The following is a 19,830-nucleotide window of genomic DNA, read 5'->3' as shown; positions in this document are numbered from 1 at the left end:
CGAAGCCAAAAAGCATAAATCAAATGGATAATTAACTCAACGTAAGATTTAGTCACATTGACTGACGACAAGCCAAATAATATATAAAACGCTTGAAAAACACCAACATGCCCTATTTATTTTTTAATTATATTTATGGTTTCCGTCAAGGATTGAATAAACTTGGCTTACGTACTATGTAAAATTAAGTGCTATAAAAATCAAGTACTATAAAAATAAAGTACCGTACAAACTAAGTGTTATGCAAATTAAGTATTGTGTAAACCATCAAAATGATCGTTAAAATACGTCTGTAAGAATTTCTTGAAAGCAATAGTGGCAGGGGATAGCGCGCGTGAGGAGCGTTGATAAATAAAGAACTGTCGCATCTTAACAGGCTGGGACAAAGGTCGCATTTGCAAGCCGTTGGCACTGACCCAGTCGATAACTTCAGGCATGTAGGGCAAGCAAAGCGTAATGCCAAATCCTTGACGGGTCATCTCAAGGGCGGTAGACATAAAATTCACTTTATATCGTGCCTGCTGGATATGGCTGGCGATCTGATCGTCCAGTTCTGCTGTCACTTGTTCAATGAAAGGACCTTGCAGCGTGATGAGCGGAATGTCTAATAAATCCTGCCACGTTATCTCACGTTTTTGTGCCAGCGCATGGCTGTCAGGCATCACCACACAAAATGGCAGCTGATATAACAAATCAGCGTTGACATCGTCATCAGTCTCCATAAAGCCAAGCTCAGTACCGACACCCAAATCGACTTCGATGTCTTGAATATGTCTAAGTAAGTTTTCTGCTGAACAGTCCAATAACGACACGCCAATCTCGGGGTGTTGTTTGGAAAACTGAGCGATAACTGCTGGCATGGACGAGGCTGCGAACTGCGAAACGGCTAGCCGTACTTGACCTTGCGCCAAGCTGGTCAAACTACTCGCCTCATTTTCGAACAGCTGCATCTCATTCAAAATACGCCGTGCTTGTGGCAACAAATGCCGTCCAACTACCGACAAAGACAGCTGACGGGTAGTACGGTCAAATAACACAATACCGAGGCCAGATTCTAATTCTTTAATCAATCCACTAACGGCAGATTGGGTCAAATGCATTTGATCGCTGGCACGAGTAAAGCTACCGTTGTCAGCGACTTGGATAAAAGCGGTGAGTTGGCGAATGCTGATATTCATAAGTAAACCTGATAAATAAATCATAAAAAACAATTAGTCTTATAAATAAACCTAATCTAATATAAATGCATCGTCAATAATGAATTATTGATTGAGAGTGCTTTCTCATGATTAAGGGTGCTTTCTCATATTGTTTTTATGATTTTTAGACCACCAATTGAAATTAAGGATGATTACAATGGCAGATTTATTTGAAAACCCAATGGGCTTAAATGGGTTTGATTTTGTTGAATTCGCCTCACCTAAACCAGATGCTGTCGAGGCATTGTTTAAACAGCTTGGCTTTGCACACGTAGCCAATCATCGCTCAAAGGACGTTGCGCTATACCGTCAAGGTGACATTAACCTTATCCTGAACCGTGAGCCAAAAAGCCAAGCCAGTTACTTTGTAGAAGAGCATGGCGCGGGTGCTTGTAGCATGGGTTTTCGGGTACAAGATTCCAAACAAGCCTACGAGCGTGCCATCGAGATGGGCGCGCAGCCAGTAGACGTACCAACGGGTGTGATGGAGCTGCGCCTTCCTGCTATCAAAGGTATTGGCGGTTCATTGATTTATCTGATTGACCGTTATAAAGATGGTGAATCTATTTATGACGTCGACTTTGAATTTTTTACTGATGTAGACAGAAACCCTATCGGACATGGCTTTAAAGTCATCGATCATTTAACCCATAACGTTTACCGTGGTCGCATGGCCTATTGGGCAAACTTTTATGAGCGCGTTTTTAACTTCCGCGAAATTAGATTTTTTGACATCAAAGGTGAATACACTGGTCTGACCAGTAAAGCCATGACAGCGCCTGATGGCAAAATTCGTATCCCGCTAAATGAAGAAGCCAAGCAGGGCGGTGGTCAGATCGAAGAGTATTTGATGCACTTTAACGGTGAAGGTATTCAGCATATCGCTTTGGCTAGCGATGACTTGTTTGCCAGTATCGATAAGCTAAAAGCGGCTGGTATTCCACTAATGACCGCACCAAATGATACTTATTACCAAATGCTGGACGAGCGTCTACCGGGTCATGGCGAAACTGTATCTGAGCTACAAATGCGTGGTATCTTGCTCGATGGCACGACTGAGGGTTCTGTCCCACGTCTGCTGTTACAGATTTTCTCTGAAACTATCTTGGGCAGCCCAGTGTTTTTTGAATTTATCCAACGTAAAGGCGATTACGAAGATGGTTTTGGCGAAGGCAACTTCAAAGCCTTGTTTGAATCTATCGAGCGTGACCAAGTGCGCCGCGGCGCGGTTGGTCAGCCACAGACTGAAACGCCATAATTTACGCTACATTTAGGGAAAAGTTAATAGGGTCTGTTGGACATTCAAATATTAGGACTGCTGATCGCTAAAATCGCACCAAACTAGGCGTAAACCGACGATAATGTCGAGACCTTAGCTAGGTTTACAACAACGTTTGGGGCGATTTTAGTATTAGCCTTTCAGGGCAGGGCTATTTTTTGCTAATACATGGCGAAATTGTCTAACCTAGAACGACTAGGCGTCAAAAATTTCACTGCGTATTGTCTAAAAAATAGCCACTGCCAGTTCCACATTTGAATGTTCAACAGACCCTAAAAAAATGGGCAGGATGAAAGTAGTTTGTCTTGCCCATAATGAGCTCTGCACTTTGTAATGTCGTGAAGCCAATGTGATGGTTCAATCATCATTGAACGCGACTAACAACATTTAAAGCGCTAACTGCAATAAAAGGAACACAGGCATGGAACGCCTATCACATATAGATTCTCTTAATACCACCATCGGTGCCAATAGTGTCGCTTCTAAAACACCAAACAATGATACTGCTAGCCACGATGACTCTACGCATCAAAAGAGTGATTCTACTCCGAAAAAACAACCTTACGTGTCGCATCAGCCGGATAGTCATGATCATATTCACTATAGCGATGATGAAAGTGGCATGTGGCAAGCGTTACTTGAGCGTCAAGCCGAGCAAATACCCAATCGCGCCTGCCCAGCCTATCTAGACGGTTTGAAAAAGCTGGATTTGCCCGCCACCCGTATTCCACAATTGCATGATATCGATGAGGTATTGCAAGCGACTACTGGTTGGCAAACTGCTGCTGTCCCCGCGCTAATAAGCTTTGGTAAGTTCTTCAAATTGCTTGCCAATAAATCCTTTCCCGTTGCAACTTTTATCCGTCGATTTGATGATATGGATTATATCGAAGAGCCTGATATTTTCCACGAAATCGTCGGACATTGTCCGCTACTGACACACCCTGCATTTGCGACTTTTAATGAGACTTATGGCAAGCTGGGTCTCAATGCCAGCAAAGAAGAGAGATGGTTTTTGGCACGGCTTTATTGGTTTACCATCGAGTTTGGTTTGGTAGGAAAAACCCAAGATAACCGTCGAATCTATGGCGGTGGCATCTTAAGCTCACCGTCTGAGACCATTTATGCACTCAATGCTAGTTCTGAGCAGCAAGCAGAACCTCAGTCTCAACATAAGTCCCAGCCTCAACCAGAGCATCGAGCGTTTGACTTGCTTGATGTGTTACGTACTCCTTATCGTATTGACCATATTCAGCCGATTTATTATGTCATTGATGATTTGGATACGTTATTCGATATCGTTAATAGCGACATCATGGCAATGGTCAAAAAAGCCATGTCACTGGGATTGTTTGAGCCAGCTTATACGGCAAAAAATGCTTAATGCATGATTGGGAAGCGCAGCATCCTTTGAATCATATAGCAATAAGAACAGCGTCAACACGGACGTATATTTACTAAAAAAACAGTTAACATAAAAGGAAATTATAATGACGACATTATCACAAGCCAGCTGTGAAGCCTGCCGTATTGGTGCACCAACAGTTGAGGATGCTGAGGCAAGCGAGCTATTACAGCAAATTCCAGATTGGTCATTGATTGACGTTGATGGCATCAAACAATTGCAACGCCAATATAAATTTAAAAACTTCGTCAAGGCGATGGCATTTGCCAATCAATTGGCAGACATCGCTGAAGCAGAAGGGCATCATCCAGGCATCTTGGTAGAGTGGGGCAAAGCCACTGTAACGTGGTGGTCGCATAGCATTAAAGGGTTGCATCGCAATGACTTTGTTATGGCTGCAAAGACCGATAGCCTAATTGGTAAGTGATGAAGGTAGCAATAAGCATTGTAACTCATTAAACTTGCCACACTCAAAGCCAACTTCTATGCCAGATACAGCTGGCAAGCTAAGGACGTGTGATGCCGCCAAAGATATTAACCCAAATTTCGCCTCAACTTGCTTTTATGATTTCTGCCATTGTCATCGCCATCATGGGTGTCACCATGATTGGCTTTGGCTGGGTACCACATTTATCATTGATTCTCGCTATCTGTGTCTTGCTAGGCATCGGTCTGTTCAAAGGGCTAAGCTTTGATGATATGCAGTCGCAAATGGCATCAGGTGTCATGCGTGGTATCGGTGCCATTTATCTGTTTTTCTTTATCGGTTTAATGGTCGCCGCCTTGATGATGTCTGGTGCCATTCCAACGCTGATGTATTTTGGCTTTCAGCTGATTTCACCTGAGTATTACTATATCTCTGCCTTTGTGCTGACTTCTATTATCGGTATTGCTTTGGGCAGTAGTTTGACCACTGCCGCGACATTGGGCGTGGCTTTTATTGGGATGAGTAATGCGTTTGATGCCAACGTGGCGATTGCGGCAGGTGCTGTGGTTTCAGGCGCATTTTTCGGTGATAAAATGTCGCCATTATCGGACACCTGTACCATTGCTTCATCGGTGGTGGGTATTGATTTGTTTGAGCATATTCGCAATATGATGTACACCACGGTACCAGCGTGGATACTGACGGTCATTATTTTTTGGTTTTTCTCAGGTCAGACTGCTGGCTCAGATTTGAGTCAGGTGACTATCCTGCAAGGGCAGTTGATTGAAAGCGGGCTGGTACAAGGCTATGCGGTATTGCCTTTTGTCGTGCTGGTTGGATTGGCTATCTTTCGCGTCAATGCTATCTATACGATTATCTGTACCATTATTGCGGCATTGATTATTACTTATTTGCACAGCTCACCGAGCTTTGGACAGTTAGGTGGTTATCTATTTGCAGGGTATGCACCCGCTGAATCATTAGAGCTGGGTGAAGTAGGAGGCATGTTATCGCGCGGCGGTGTGCAGAGTATGTTCTTTACCCAAGCGATTGTGATATTGGCACTCAGTCTTGGTGGACTACTAACGGCATTGGGTATTTTGCCAGCATTGTTGTTAGGGATCAAAGACACATTAACCACATCAGGACGCGCCATATTTGCCGCTGCCATGTCTGCTTTAAGCATCAACGTACTGATTGGTGAGCAGTATTTGAGTATTTTATTATCTGGTACTGCCTTTCGTCCGACGTTTGAGCGTTTGAATTTACATCCTAAGAATCTGTCTCGTACGATTGAAGATGCCGGTACGGTTATTAATCCGCTAGTGCCTTGGAGTGTGTGCGGTGTGTTTATCAGCCAAGCGTTAGGTGTGCCCGTGCTTGATTATCTGCCTTATGCATTCTTCTGTTATTTGTCGCTACTGTTGACGATATTATTTGGCTTTACAGGGGTGACTATCAGTCGAATAGAGAAGCACTAAATCGATAAGAATGTAATGACGTCAGATTCTATTTTTATGAGCTGACTGCTTATGACTATCTCGACATTACATCATAACTATCATTGATAACACGCCTCAAATATAGCCTCGTAGTGCAAGCTCACGAGGCTTTTTTCTAAGTTTTGGGCTGGCGTAGTCAGTGAACAGTAATATAGATACATCACGCACTGCTGATATCAATTTTTCTTGCTTGCTGTGCCTACGCAGACAGAGGCTACAAAAAATTGATATCAGCAGTATCGTAGCGTTTCTGGGGTATTTTGACTATATATCGTGTTTGAGTGCAATGATGAATAACTCATGAAATCACTGTGTTAGTGACAGCAATATGCATACAAAGGGATGCAGGTTTTTTGATCTTATATTGAGTTCACTTTTTGTCGTATTTTATATTTTTCGTTTATTAGGGTGAGTCTGCAATTCTAGAGCTTGGTTATGTTATCGAGGTTCGATAGTTTTGCTATGGTTAATGTGGTAAATTGCTTGGGCAGCTAAAATAATAAAAGCGAATTATTTATATCAATAAACCGCCATAGGTTAAGCAACTAAAATCATAATTTTACTATGTTACTCATTCATTGGTACTCACTCATTTAATAAGAAGGTTGAAGATGACACTAGATAATAACGTACTACGTAAACGCACCAGTTTGTTGGGTTCATTGCTTGGCGATGCTATCTCTCGCCAATCTGGTGAGCAGACGCTAGATACGATTGAGACGCTGCGTAAAGGCTTTATTCAGCAGCGCCGTGAGCCTAACGAAGCCCATAAACAGCAGCTCATCGATTTTATCGCTTCTTTGGACAATCAAACCTTAAAAAACGTCATACGTGGGTTTTCTATCTATTTTTTCTTAGCCAATTTAAGTGAAGAGAATTACTTGCGAGAGCAACGTCACGCGCAGCGCATGCAGTCTGAGCAAAGCTGGGAAGGCTCGTTTCGTCGTACGTTGCTTGAGTGTCGTGAGCGTAATATTGAGCCCGCTCAAATGCAAGAGCTGATTGATCAGCTAAAGTTTACGCCTGTATTCACCGCGCATCCTACTGAAGCTCGTCGCCGTACCACGATGAACATCTTACAAAGTCTATTCACGCATAGCGATGCCTTAAATAATTTGACCGAAAACAGTTTTGCTTACGAGCAGGCCAAAGAGCAAACGGCGCAAACGATTGACTTGTTATGGTCATCTGATGAAGTGCGAACGCGTAAGCCATTGGTATATGACGAAATAAATAACGGCTTACACTACTTTAATGCCAGCTTGTTCAATGCCATCCCAAAGGTATATCGTAATATCAAAAAAGCCATTGTTGATATCTATCCAGAGCTGACAGACTATCCGTTACCTGCATTTATGAGCTTTGGCTCTTGGATCGGCGGCGATAGAGATGGCAATCCTTTCGTGACTTTTGAGACCACAGAACTTGCCGTATTAATGCATGCGGATACTGTGTTGCGTCACTACCAAGTACTACTAAAAAAACTGCGTCGCCAGCTCATCCATAGTGATACGACTGTCACCGTTTCACCTGACGTATATGCCAAAATCACCAGTTACGGTGAGCTTGATCAGCGTGTGTTTGATTACAATCTCGATGACTATAGCAATGAGCCTTATCGTCGACTGCTCTCTGTCATCCTTACTAAAGTCAAAGCCACCAATCGCCGCATTCAGAGCAAAGGCACTGATATTGAGGCTGAAAAGGATGCTTATCGCAATCCAGAAGAGTTACTAGAGGACTTGCGCATTATCCGTCATAGCGTGAATACACATGATACGGCACATGCAGACGGGTTATTGCTCGATATGATTCGTTTGGTCAAAACCTGCGGCTTTCATTTGGCGGCGCTCGATATCCGTCAAGAGTCCTCGTACCATAGCGAGGTTATTGCTGATATTTTTGCCAGTGCCTCGAACCTACCAGATTATCAAGCGCTAAGCGAAACCGAACGTCAAGAATGGTTGACACGCTTGCTAGAAAAACCAGGCACGCCACTTATCTATACCGATAACTTGACAGACAAAACACGTGAGCAATTGTCACTGATGAATTCAGTCGCAATGTTACGAAAACTTGTTGGCGCTGACACCTTTGGCAGTTATGTGATCTCGATGACTAATAATGCCAGTCAGCTATTAGAAGTATTGCTATTAATGCGGTTTGCAGGCCTATGTAGGCTCGATGATGAAGGTCAATTGTCTGCTGACTTACCAGTGGCACCGTTGTTTGAAACCATTGAAGATCTTAAAAATATCGATAAGATTTTACCTGCCGTGTTAGACAATCCACTGTATCGTGGACTGCTACGGAACACGGATAACACGCAAGAGATTATGCTAGGTTATTCAGACTCATCAAAAGACGGCGGTATTATCACCTCTGCTTGGCAGCTTTATAGCGCACAGCAAACTATCAATAGCATTGCTGAAAAATATGGCATCAAAACCCGCTTATTCCATGGTCGTGGCGGATCAGTGAGCCGTGGTGGTGGGTCAACGCACAAAGCCATTGCTGCGCAACCAGCGGGCACACTGCATGGTCAGATTAAAGTGACTGAGCAAGGTGAAGTTCTCTACGCTAAGTATGCCAATACCGATACCGCAGTATTTGAGCTGACCATGGCGATCACGGGCACACTCAAAGCCTGCTCCTCAAGGTTCGTGGTGCAACCCACTGAGTTGCCAAATTATGAAGACTTGTTTGCACGCTTAGCAGACGCGGGCGAGCAACGTTATCGTGAGCTGACCGATCATACTGAAGGGTTCTATAAATTCTACTCGCAAGTGACCCCAGTACAAGAAATCTCTTTATTAAATATTGGCTCACGCCCAGCCCATCGTAAAAAAGGCCTACCAAGTAAGACGACTTTGCGAGCCATTCCTTGGGTATTCGGTTGGTCATTGGCGCGCTTCACTTTACCTGCTTGGTATGGCGTAGGTAGTGCGCTGCATAGTGTCAAAGCTGACGAAGCACTAATGAAAGAGATGAATAAACACTGGCCGTTTTTTAGCGTATTTATCAGTAATATCGAGATGGCTTTTACCAAAGCCAATATGAATATTGCACAGGCCTATAGCCAACTATGTGATGATGAGCCGTTACGTGAACAGATTATGACAGCAGTCACCGATGAATACACGCTGACCAATTCAGGCTTAAACTCTCTGCTTGAGCAAGACTCTTTGTTATCCAATCAACAAAACCTTGCGGCATCCCTGCAATGGCGAGACGCTTATCTAGACCCTATTAACTATATACAGATTGAGCTGTTAAAGCGTGCCAGACAACAAGATACGATGGAATATGCTGATCATGAGGATATTAACGTAGAAGACCCATTAATCCGTAGTATCAATGCACTGGCAGCGGGCTTACGCAATACCGGTTAGCACTGCTAAGCATTGATTAAGTTTAGGGTCTGTTGCGTTGGTCTATGTAAAAAGCCCCTCAAACTATAAAGTTTGAGGGGCTTTTGATGTTTCGAAATATTATCTTTTTTTGCTATCGCGTTTAGGGCGTGTCCTTATTTTAAAATGAGAATATGCCCTAGTAGTAGCCATGGTATTTTTATGGCTACTAATGCGTGCCGCGAATCGGGTAGTCGTTTCCTCGAATATAAGACAACCCACTGGCAAGCGATTCAAGCTCAGGTCGAGCAAAAGGCGCGTTAGAGATATCAATGATATGGATGTCTCCTTTGGCATTGATAACGAATACACCAGGCTCTGCAAAAGGATGATCGGTCTCTTTTTCTGAGCGTGGATCAGAGATATAAAGCCCTAGCTTGTTCATCTGCTCAACTGTCAAACCGTAAGCGATCGGGAAGTTAATGTTTAATTCTTCTAGATGTGTTTCTAACTGCTGCTTACTATCAGCTGATACGGCAATGATATCGACACCAGCGTCGGCAAATGACGTTTTGACCGTTTCTAACTGATTAAGATATTTAGTACAAATCGGGCAGTGCTTGCCTCGATAAACAACCACTAATTTCCAATCGTGACCATTTTCAGGCTTACCCAACGATTGCATTTCGCCATCTCGCATTTGTACCTGTAGATCAGGAAATTGAGAACCGGCGCGAAGTTTTTGAGAGTCATTTGATTGCATATTTTTATCCTTTGAATTTTTATAATAATGTGAATAACGAAAGCTAAAAGATTCGATTATTAAATCAAGCTTCTTATAGTCAGTCAATTATGATTTGTTTAGGGTTTATGAACGAGCTTTACATAAACCTCACCTAACGCTCCATTGGAGGCTGGTTGACCTTACTTTAACTGGACTTGAGCAATCATTCAAGTTAAAATTGAATAATTACTCAAACGATACGATACAGCTATACTGACTTCATATAGGAGTCATGGCTTTGAGAAATTGGAAAATATTATGTCACGTACTACGCTATATAATCGTCAAGAAGCCTTAGAGCGCGCTATACAGCTGTTCTGGCAAAAGGGCTTTCATGCCACCTCTCTAAAAGATATCGAGCAAGTCCTTGATATGCGCCCGGGTAGTATCTATGCTGCATTCGGTAATAAGAATGGACTGTTTCAAGAAGCGCTAGAGCATTACGCCCATGCCGCACTGATGGAGCTTGAACGCGTACTAGCTAGCCATGAGTCACCTTTATTAGGTTTGGCAGCTTATATGCGTCAACTGGGTGGTATCCGCGACCAAAAAATACCAAGTCGGGCCTGTATGTTGGTCAAAAGTTTACTGGAGCTTGGGGCTCGAGAGCAGTCAGCACTAGATAAAGTCGAAAAATTACTGGCGGGCTTGGAGACACGCTTTACAGAATGTTTCGTTGAGGCACAGCGGTTGGGTGAGATTGATAGTGAGCTTGATGCGGTTAGGCTAGGACGTCGTTTGCAGGCAGAAGTCATGGGACTGCGTGCCTTTGCTCAGCGTGATGTCGATAGTGCTGCGGTGCATGCGCTGGCGGAAGACATGGCATCTTCTATAGAAGAGATGCGCACTGACTCGTTTGCTAGCTGAGTATGGTTGCTAGGCTAAAAATCAATTAGTATTGTCCATTCATTTTATAAATGGATAAAACCTAAAAAGGGCTACTCGAAGTTTAAAGCTTCAAGTAGCCCTTTTATTTTAAATGAGGACACGCCCTAATAGCTGCGCTTTAAAAAAGACTTTAGCCTTAACGAGAAATACCAATTAATCTGGCAGTTCTACTAGTTGCTGCAAGATATTTTTGAAGTTCTCAACGCCTTGTGCGCCACTCACCAAATGCTTTTGATTAAAGATAACAGAGGGTACGCTTTGAATGCCTTGCTGACGCCACTGCTGCTGGGATTGACGTATGTCTTCAGCAAAGCGTTGATCTGTTAGCACCGCTAAGGCTTCGCTACGATCTAAGCCAATCTCCGCTGCAATATCTGCCAGCACTTCTGTGTCAGCGATATTTCTAGCGTTGGTAAAGTGAGCGGCGAATAGGGCTTGCTTTAAATCATGCATTCGACCTTGTTGATTAGCCCAATGCAATAACTGATGCAAATCAAAGGTATTATAAGTGCGAGTTTCTTCGGTGAAATTAAACTCAAAACCCACTTCTGCACCAGCCTTAGTCATCATTGCGCGGCTAGCATCAGACTCTTCTTTACTTGATCCATATTTTTTAGCGATATGCTCACGCAAGTTTTGGCCTTCAGGTGGGGTGTCAGGATTCAGATCAAACGGATGCCAATGAATTTCATGGGCGGTGTTCGTTTGCTTGAGTGCTTCAGCCAATTGTCGATAACCGATGACACACCAAGGACAAACCACGTCCGATACGATATCTATTCGTAATGGTTTTTCTGAATTATTCATATTGATTCCTTATCTTTTTAGTTTTTAATTAGGGTCTGTTGAGTATTCAAATGTGGAACTGGCAGTGGCTATTTTTTAGACAATACGCGGTGAAGTTTTTGACGCCTAGTCATTCTAGGTTAGACAATTTCGCCATGTATTGGCAAAAAATAGCCCTGCCCCTGCTTGTATACTTGGGGCTGATGCTAAAATCACCCCAAACGTTGTTGCAAACCTAGCTAAGGTCTCGACATTATCGTCAGTTTACGCCTGATTTGATAAAATGTTTGGTGCGATTTTAGCGATCAGCAGTCCTAATATTTGAATACTCAACAGACCCTAACCAGCTTTGTGCCATGCATATGTTTGAAAGATACTGTCTATTGGCATGTTAGCCAAATAGTTGGTGTATTTTCCGTGACTTTTTGAGCGGCAACAAAGACCGCTTCTAAAATTTGACGTCTGATAAATACGGTATTAAAGACTGCTTATATTGCCTCGTCATTGACGTTACCACGATCACTAACGACTGATAAAGTAAATCATTTACTTTTAAGTAAATTATTTTTAAGTGACTTACCTTTAAGTGATTTACCTCTGAATGGCATCGCTAACAATCCCCATAGAGAGGCGTTTTGTTTGGGTGATGGATATTCTTTTAACCCAATATCGAGCTCATTGTCCGGCTTCTGAGCGTCGCTCTTGTAGCTACCGAAAATTTTATCCCACCAAATCACGCTAAACCCATAGTTTGAATTGGTTTCAGACACGCGTTGGCTATGATGGATACGATGTAAAATTTGCGTCATTAATATTAAACGCGCAGGCTTTTCAATGGCAGGCGGCAGACGAATATTGGCATGATTAAACATCGCCAAGCCATTTAAGGCGATTTCAAATATCAATATGGCTACGGCAGGCACACCCAGCGCACTGACGACGAAGAGTTTAACCAATATACTTAAGACAATTTCAATAGGATGAAACCTGAGCCCTGTGCTGGTATCTACGTGAGCATCAGCGTGATGGACTTTATGCAAGCGCCATAGAATAGGCACTCGGTGGAACAATCGATGCTGCCAATAAATAATGATGTCGAGCACGAGCAAGCTCAATACGATAGACACTAAAATGGATAAATCGAGCATATTGAACAAGCCAATTCCGTGCTGCTGATTATACAGCGCAACCGCCGTTAGACCTATTGGTACGGCCAAACGCACCACAATTGATGACGCTAGCACCAAGCCAAAGTTAGCCAACCAGCGCTTGTTGCTTTTGATCGGGGCTTTACGTGCTGGCATGCGCCATTCAATCAGCATCATGATCATTAATATGCTGAAAAAGAAGCCCAGTCGCCACCATATCTCATTCGTCATTGGCTACCTCTTTACTTATTCTGTTTATATGCTGTTTGAATGGCTGTCTGCTTCTAGACGTTTGAGGGTTTGGTAACCGCCATATATACGGGTAAAAATAGTAACAGCGCAGGCAGCCGCAAAAACACTGGCCAGTAAGACAAACTGCTGTGGCCAAATACAAAAGGCGACAAACAATGCGATGGTTTCAGTGCCTTCTGTGAGACCATTCAAATAATAAAAGCTTTTGTATTTAAACTGCGGCTTGTCTAATGCAAATTTTTCAGCAGCAATGGCAAACGCTAAAAAGCTAGAGCCAGTACCAATAAAGGCGGCGAGTAATAATGCCCCTGCAATAGCGTTTTGTTCAGGATTTGCCAAGATAAAGCCAAGCGGCACGGCAGCATAAAATAAAAAATCGAGGGTAATGTCTAAGTAGCCTCCTGCGCTTGAGCTTTGATGGGCATGACGTGCGAGTGCGCCATCTAAGCCATCAAAAATACGATTCAGAGCAATAGCGATAAGTGCGCCAAACCAGAGCTGATTAGCCAGTAGTGGTAAAGCTAGCATACCGATAATAAAACCGACCACTGTCAATTGATCAGCAGTAACGCCGCGCTTATGTAACATGATGACTATGGGCGTTAATATAGGCTTGATGACGGGTGTAATAAACTTATCTAGCATGCAATTACCCTTTTATATTACCGCTAAAAACTAAAGTTAATGACCAAGATTAATGACTTTACCTTCTGCTGCTTCAGCATCACTATGATCGTGGGTGACCATGATAGCCGGAAGTTTATAGGTACGGATTTGATTGAATACTAACTGTTGGGTCTCGGCTCTAAGCTGGGTGTCGAGCTTGCTAAAAGGTTCATCGAGTAGGATGGCTTTTGGCTCACTCAATAGAGTGCGTAGTAGGGCAACACGTGCTTGCTGACCGCCAGACAGATTGTCAGGATGGCGATTGCTCATACCTGCTAAACCCACTTGCTCAAGGGCGTGTTCTATTTTCTCAAGGCGCTGTCTTTTATCACGCTGCTTATTGTCTTTGGGCATCGCAAAGGCAATATTACCTGCGACTGATAAATGCGAAAACAGTAGCGCATCTTGATAGAGCACGCCGATATGACGTAAGTGCGTCGGTAGATGGCTCACGTTTTGCTCATTTAACCAAACCTCACCAGTCGCGCTAAAGCCGTGTGGTAATGTGCCTGTCAGCCAGTTTAATAAGCTTGATTTACCACTGCCAGATGGGCCCATAATGGTGAGTATCTCACCGCCTGCAATCTGCTCATCTAAGCTCAGTAATAGCGCGTCTTTTCGATACAATTGTAAGTTTTTTATCTGTAAAGATGATGGCATCAAAAACCCTTTATCTGCGTTTTTATAGTGAGTTGTTGTTCAAAACCAGCGTTTTTTGAAACTGTTTTTATTCAAAATAAACCATTTTAACGACTGCTATTTCTACCACTTTTAAAGAAATATTTCGGCAATACCCACGCCAATATAAAGCCAATTAACGGTAACGCCATTTGAATGATGGCATACACCGCACTGGTGCGTCTACTGGCACCATTGGCGAGAGTCACAGCTTCTGTGGTGATAGTGGTGATACGTCCACCACCTGCTAATAACGTCGGTAAGTATTGTCCAAAGCTAATCGCTAGACCAAGCGCAATAGCAATTAAAAGAGGCGCAAACAGCTGCGGTAGTTTGACCTGCAAAAATACTTTGGCTGGCGTCGCGCCAAGACTGGCTGCCACATGAGCAAAACGAGGGTCTAGACGTCGATAGCTGCTAGCAAGCGATAAAAACACATAGGGCAGTACAAACAATAAATGCGTAAACGCCACATTAAAAAATGCCGTTTGATTATTGACCAATTGTTGCAACCATACCAAGCCAAATAAAAAGGCAATGCTGGGTACTAACAGCGGCAAATAGATGATTAAACTGGTAAATTTTGAAAGAGGCTTGCTACTTAGCTGTTCGGCTTCTAAGCACAATAAAGCAAGGACGATAGCAAATAAGGTACTCACAATACCGATCGTAAGGGTATTAAATAATGGCGTGCCCATTTGCATAAAGGCGCTTTGAAAATGTAATAACACAAACTGCTCGGGCAATACGGCTGGAAAGCGCCAAAAGCCTGCCACTGACCACATGAACAGACCCATGAGTGCCAGTAATATAAAACCAATGACCACAGTGGCCAAAACTGCGGTAATTTTTTGCATTAAGGCATCGGCATAGTTGCGCTTGCCATTAATCAATGACGGATTACAGCAAATTTTTATGGCTCTTTCAGCAGCAAGCCACAAAGCGATTAATCCGCCCGTCAAAGCCAGTTGCAATAACGCGCCTGCCGACGCCCGTATACGTAGGTTTAGATCAACATCATTAAACCATTGCATAATCGTGACCGCGAGTGTGGGCGGTGTGTTTGGACCCAATATCAATGGCATCTCAACACTGGCACTGGCATAGGCAAGGACGGCTAAAATAGGCAGACGTAATACGGGGTAGAGGATAGGGAGGACGGCTTTAAAAAAAGCAGTGATGGGGTAATAGCCGAGATTGAGCGCGACTTTATATTGCTGATGCAGCTTTTTACCCAGCTCTGGTTGTGCCAATGCACCTAATGCCATTAATAATAAAAATGGCAGCTCTTTTAAGGTTAAACCCAAAATGATACTAATGCCATAAGGGTCATGTGGAAACATACCATCCGGTGCCAACTCCCAACCGCTTAACCACGGTGAGATGAGCCGTGAAAACATGCCAGAAGGCGCAATTAAAAACCCCACCGCAATGGCTGCCGCTGCATGAGGAATAACCAAAATTGGACTCAGCAAACGCTCAATACGAGTGAGCCAAATGCTATTAAAAAATGCCGCCAATATCATTAAGGTCATGACAAAAGCGAGTAGCGTGCTTAGCAATCCAGTAGCGATGCTTAGCGCAGCCATTTGAGTAAGACCAGGCGTCTGCCAAAGATCGTTAAAGCCTTGTAGGCTAAAAGTTGTTTGCTCAAGTGCAGGCAGCCAACTAAACGCAGGCAGCAGTACGCTGACCAAACCACCGAGTACTGGCAATATCAGCAGTAGCAGCAAAAATTTTGGACTAAAAGATACGATACGCGTAAAGAGGTCTGTCTTATAAGATGCAGGCATTCTAGCGCTTGCAGCAGTGGTTTTATCGTTAGAAACGTCACTCATGGGCTGACCCCATAACGTGTCTGCCAGCCTTGCATAATGGCATCAACCCAGCTTGGATGTGGTTCACTGACAGTGCGTTTGATACTATCAAAGGGCAGGGCGCTAGGGTGTGGTCGGTTGTTCTTAAATAAAGCTTGTTGTTCAGGGTCGAGTGTAGACTGGACGAGTACCGTTTTATCACCCCATACAGAAGGCGTTTGTTTTTTGGCCTGTGCTTCTGGGCTCATCAAAAAGTTTGCGACTAACTGCGCTGCTTGCGGATGGCTGGCATTATAAGGAATGGCCACAAAATGCGTGTTACTTAAGCTGCCATCACTCATTGCATAGCTACGAATACTCTCGGGTAAATCATAACGCTGCACGGCCGCTGGCACTTCAGGTGCAGAAAAAGTAAAGGCCAAGCTCAGCTCGGTATCATCGACTAAGCGCCGCATCTGCGCGCCCGTTTGTACAAATTGCTCGCCTTTGCGCCATAGTGTTGGATGCAAGTCATCCAAAAATGTCCATAGCGGATCTAATACCAGATCGGTATTTTGCTCAGTGGCTGGCAGGTTGAGCTGTGCCTTGGTATTTTCACCTGTTTGAGCATCATGTTGTTCGTGCAGCATGACTAAAGCGTATTTTAAAAAGCTCATTCCTAAAAAGTCTGGTGGCTTTGGGTAGCTAAAACGTCCAGGATTTTGCGCTGTCCAACTGGCCAGTTCATTCAGAGTCGTTGGCGGCTCATCGGTTGATAAACGGTCGTAATAGAAAGTCAGCGAGGCTTGTCCCCATGGTGCTTCCATGCCATTGGTGGGTACACCAAAATCAAAGTTCACCGTAGGGTTATTTTCTGGATCGGTAAGGGCAAAGTTAGGTAGCTTATTCGCCCATTGCTTGAGCAATAATGAGTTTTCACTCATGGTGGCAAAGTTTGCGCCATTAATCCAGATGAGATCTACACTGCCTTCATCATTGTTATTGGCTGATTTTTCTGCCAGCACGCGACTGACCGCTTCACTGGTGTCGCTTAATTTCACATGGACTAAATTGATATTATATTTATCATCTACTTGCTCGGCTGCCCATTGTAGATAGGCATTGATCTGTGGGTCGCCGCCCCACGCATAGAAATAGACGTCTTGGTTTTTGCCAGTTTCTTGCACTTGTTGCCAGTGCGATAGATTCTTACTATCTGATACATTGGTAGTAGAGGCGGTACTGGCAGAAATACCCATACAAATACCAAGCGCCATAGCATAGATGCTATAGCGGCTTAGGTTTTTTAAGGTCGATGAGGCTTGCAAGGACTTGATAACGTGCATTTAAGTTTCCGTTATGATGATATATTCTCAGCACAGTTGATAAAAACCCAACTAACCTCGACGCCATGTATGGTACTTTTCAAGCAAGTTTAATACTTTTTCAGGCGCATGATTGCGTTTCCACTCACCAGCTGCATACTTATTACCTTCCGCCCATGTCGGGTACATGTGAATGGTGCCGAGTATTTTATTCAGCCCTAAACCATGTTTCATGGCCAGTATAAACTCAGGCATTATATCACCAGCATGCTCAGCGACGATGGTCACGCCAAGTATTTTGTCTTTGCCTTTAGGTGTGATGATTTTGATAAAGCCGACATTGGCGCTTTCAGTCACCGCACGATCTAAGTCTTTAAAGTCGTAGCGGGTAATCTCAAAATCGATGCCTTTTTCGATAGCTTCCTGCTCATTTAAGCCAACACGTGCGACTTCTGGATCGATAAAGGTTGTCCACGGAATCACGCGATAATCGACCTTGAATTTCTTTAGATGTCCAAACAAACCGTTTACCGCGGCGAACCATGCCTGATGGGAAGCCACATGGGTAAATTGATAAGGGCCGACGACATCACCTGCGGCGTATATATTAGGATAAAGAGTTTCTAGGTAGTCATCGGTATTGATAGTACGTTCCGTTTCGATGCCCAACGCTTCTAGGCCGTAGCCTTCGAGGCGAGCACTACGCCCAACGGCACAAAGCAACTCATCATATTCAATAGCAATCTCTTGCTTATTTTGACTGTCTTGCTTATCTGTATCGTCGTCTAATTGCTCAACGATAATGAATTTTTTACCATCGCGAGTCTCACAGCGAATCGCTTGATGCGAGGTCAAGACATTCACGCCACTCTCGACGAGCACTTGCTGCGCAAATTCTGAAACTTCCACGTCTTCTTTTTTCATCAGACGCGCGCCTCTTTCAATTTGAGTCACATTGGAACCCAAGCGGGCAAAGGCTTGTGCCAGCTCCGAGCCGATAGGCCCGCCGCCAAGTACGACGAGCTTTTTCGGTGCTTCTTCCAATTCAGTAAACTTGTTCCATAGCGTATCGCTCGTCACATACCCCGTTTCTTCCAGACCTGGCAAGTCTGGGATAAATGGACGGGCACCAGTGGCGACAACAATGGAACGTGCGGTGAGTCGCTGCGTGCCGCCATCGTTTAGCGCAATTTCTACCGTCCATGGGTCGATAAATTTAGCATAACCTTTTAATACTTCGACACCCAATTCCGTATAACGCTCGACGCTGTCATTTGGCGCAATATCAGCGATGACTTTATGGATGCGTATCATGACATTTTTGAATGAAAATTCTGGTTGAATATTATTGAGACCATAGCGTTCGCCATTGCGCATCTGTTCTGCGACTTTCGCGCTTTTGATAAGGGCTTTACTGGGTACGCAGCCGTAGTTTAAGCAGTCGCCGCCCATCTCACCCGCTTCAATCAGCGTGACTTTTGCTTTGACAGTGGCCGCGATATAACTGGTGACTAGACCGCCAGCACCCGCACCAATGACAATCATATTGCGATCGAATTTCTTTGGTTTGGTATAATTTTTATACACGCGGCGTTTTTTTATCGTATTTAAGATGCTTTTAGCTATCAACGGGAAAAACCCTAGTAGCGCGAATGAGGCAATCAAATTGAAAGATAAGATGCCTGACAAGCTCTCGATTTGTGCCAACTGCGTACCTGCATTGACATAGACGAAAGTACCAGCGAGCATACCTACTTGGCTGACCCAATAGAAGGTTCTTGCCTTAATCGCGGTGACACCCATCAATAGATTGATTAAGAAAAATGGGAAGATTGGAACGAGGCGTAAGGTAAATAGATAAAAAGCCCCTTCTTTTTTTACGCCTGCGTCAATAGAGTCGAGGCGCTCGGGGAAACGCTGCTTGATAGAATCGCGCAGTAAATAGCGTGAGGTCAAAAAGGCCAGTGTGGCACCAATACTTGAGGCAAACGAGGCGACCAATAAGCCTTGAACCAAGCCAAACAACGCCCCAGCTGCCAAAGTCATGATGGCAGCGCCAGGTAAAGATAATGCCGTGACTAATATATAGACTAAAAAGAAGCCACCAATAACCAACCATGGTGACTGCGCTTTATATTGGTCGAATTGATCCATCGAGCCCTTTAAACCCTCAAGTGTCAATAATTGGTTGAGGTCAAAGTAAAAAAAGCCAATGACTAACATCAATACGGCTAATATTAAAACTATTTTCTTAATCATGGATTATCCAGCTAAATAATAATGCAAAGGGGTGTGTGAGTGATAAAATCTAAAAAAGTCTTATATACAAACACATAGCGATGTCA

Annotated in this window: 15 protein-coding genes; 6 read left to right on the top strand and 9 right to left on the bottom strand. The window is 43.8% G+C overall.

The features are described 5' to 3' along the window. Nucleotides 1-248: 248 nt before the first annotated feature. The gene (locus J5X94_RS05720) at nucleotides 249-1,178 is read right to left on the bottom strand and encodes a LysR family transcriptional regulator (protein ID WP_201588478.1); all 930 of its coding nucleotides are present in this window, start codon (nucleotides 1,176-1,178) and stop codon (nucleotides 249-251) included. A 178-nt stretch (nucleotides 1,179-1,356) separates the two neighbouring features. Here J5X94_RS05720 and hppD point away from each other — a divergent pair, with 178 nt between their 5' ends. The 5 genes from hppD to ppc all read left to right on the top strand — a co-directional run bounded on the left by hppD (nucleotide 1,357) and on the right by ppc (nucleotide 9,204). Continuing rightward, on the top strand, nucleotides 1,357-2,457 hold the full coding sequence (hppD, locus tag J5X94_RS05715; protein WP_210540571.1) for a 4-hydroxyphenylpyruvate dioxygenase: 1,101 nt from the start codon (nucleotides 1,357-1,359) through the stop codon (nucleotides 2,455-2,457). Nucleotides 2,458-2,899: 442 nt separating this feature from the next. Continuing rightward, nucleotides 2,900-3,862, top strand: a complete 963-nt coding sequence (gene phhA / locus J5X94_RS05710) for a phenylalanine 4-monooxygenase (RefSeq protein WP_210540570.1) — start codon at nucleotides 2,900-2,902, stop codon at nucleotides 3,860-3,862. Nucleotides 3,863-3,968: 106 nt separating this feature from the next. Next, a complete protein-coding gene (locus J5X94_RS05705; RefSeq protein WP_210540569.1) occupies nucleotides 3,969-4,310 on the top strand; it encodes a 4a-hydroxytetrahydrobiopterin dehydratase in 342 nt (113 codons plus the stop codon). A 92-nt stretch (nucleotides 4,311-4,402) separates the two neighbouring features. Beyond that, nucleotides 4,403-5,791, top strand: a complete 1,389-nt coding sequence (locus J5X94_RS05700) for a Na+/H+ antiporter NhaC family protein (RefSeq protein ID WP_189585165.1) — start codon at nucleotides 4,403-4,405, stop codon at nucleotides 5,789-5,791. A gap of 632 nt (nucleotides 5,792-6,423) precedes the next feature. Next, nucleotides 6,424-9,204, top strand: a complete 2,781-nt coding sequence (gene ppc, locus J5X94_RS05695; RefSeq protein ID WP_210540568.1) for a phosphoenolpyruvate carboxylase — start codon at nucleotides 6,424-6,426, stop codon at nucleotides 9,202-9,204. A 187-nt stretch (nucleotides 9,205-9,391) separates the two neighbouring features. Here the strand turns inward: ppc and J5X94_RS05690 are convergent, their stop codons facing one another. Further along, nucleotides 9,392-9,925: a peroxiredoxin-like family protein gene (locus J5X94_RS05690; RefSeq protein WP_210540567.1), complete on the bottom strand. Its 534-nt coding sequence runs from the start codon at nucleotides 9,923-9,925 to the stop codon at nucleotides 9,392-9,394. Nucleotides 9,926-10,204: 279 nt separating this feature from the next. Between J5X94_RS05690 and J5X94_RS05685 the strand changes: the two genes are divergently transcribed. Beyond that, nucleotides 10,205-10,813 (top strand): TetR/AcrR family transcriptional regulator, encoded by a 609-nt coding sequence (locus J5X94_RS05685; RefSeq protein ID WP_210540566.1) that lies wholly within the window; start codon nucleotides 10,205-10,207, stop codon nucleotides 10,811-10,813. A gap of 174 nt (nucleotides 10,814-10,987) precedes the next feature. Here the strand turns inward: J5X94_RS05685 and J5X94_RS05680 are convergent, their stop codons facing one another. The 7 genes from J5X94_RS05680 to J5X94_RS05650 all read right to left on the bottom strand — a co-directional run bounded on the left by J5X94_RS05680 (nucleotide 10,988) and on the right by J5X94_RS05650 (nucleotide 19,744). Further along, on the bottom strand, nucleotides 10,988-11,641 hold the full coding sequence (locus J5X94_RS05680; RefSeq protein WP_210540565.1) for a DsbA family oxidoreductase: 654 nt from the start codon (nucleotides 11,639-11,641) through the stop codon (nucleotides 10,988-10,990). 521 nt (nucleotides 11,642-12,162) lie between these two features. Next, nucleotides 12,163-12,999, bottom strand: a complete 837-nt coding sequence (locus J5X94_RS05675) for a sterol desaturase family protein (RefSeq protein WP_210540564.1) — start codon at nucleotides 12,997-12,999, stop codon at nucleotides 12,163-12,165. Nucleotides 13,000-13,023: 24 nt separating this feature from the next. Further along, nucleotides 13,024-13,665, bottom strand: a complete 642-nt coding sequence (locus tag J5X94_RS05670) for a CDP-alcohol phosphatidyltransferase family protein (RefSeq protein WP_210540563.1) — start codon at nucleotides 13,663-13,665, stop codon at nucleotides 13,024-13,026. Between the two features lie 36 nt (nucleotides 13,666-13,701). Continuing rightward, entirely contained in the window at nucleotides 13,702-14,346 is a 645-nt protein-coding gene (locus tag J5X94_RS05665; RefSeq protein ID WP_210540562.1) for an ATP-binding cassette domain-containing protein, read from the bottom strand. A gap of 86 nt (nucleotides 14,347-14,432) precedes the next feature. After that, the gene (locus tag J5X94_RS05660; protein WP_210540561.1) at nucleotides 14,433-16,202 is read right to left on the bottom strand and encodes an ABC transporter permease; all 1,770 of its coding nucleotides are present in this window, start codon (nucleotides 16,200-16,202) and stop codon (nucleotides 14,433-14,435) included. Continuing rightward, nucleotides 16,199-17,506 (bottom strand): ABC transporter substrate-binding protein, encoded by a 1,308-nt coding sequence (locus J5X94_RS05655; RefSeq protein ID WP_210540560.1) that lies wholly within the window; start codon nucleotides 17,504-17,506, stop codon nucleotides 16,199-16,201. The genes J5X94_RS05660 and J5X94_RS05655 overlap by 4 nt, the downstream gene beginning before the upstream one ends. Nucleotides 17,507-17,557: 51 nt before the next feature. Beyond that, entirely contained in the window at nucleotides 17,558-19,744 is a 2,187-nt protein-coding gene (locus J5X94_RS05650) for an FAD-dependent oxidoreductase (RefSeq protein WP_210540559.1), read from the bottom strand. Between the last annotated feature and the right edge of the window lie 86 nt (nucleotides 19,745-19,830).

Source organism: Psychrobacter sp. K31L, assembly GCF_017942195.1.
GTDB classification, from domain to species: Bacteria; Pseudomonadota; Gammaproteobacteria; order Pseudomonadales; family Moraxellaceae; genus Psychrobacter; species Psychrobacter glaciei.
Note: the sequence above shows the minus strand (reverse complement) of the source record. Positions and strands in the feature narration are given on the sequence as shown.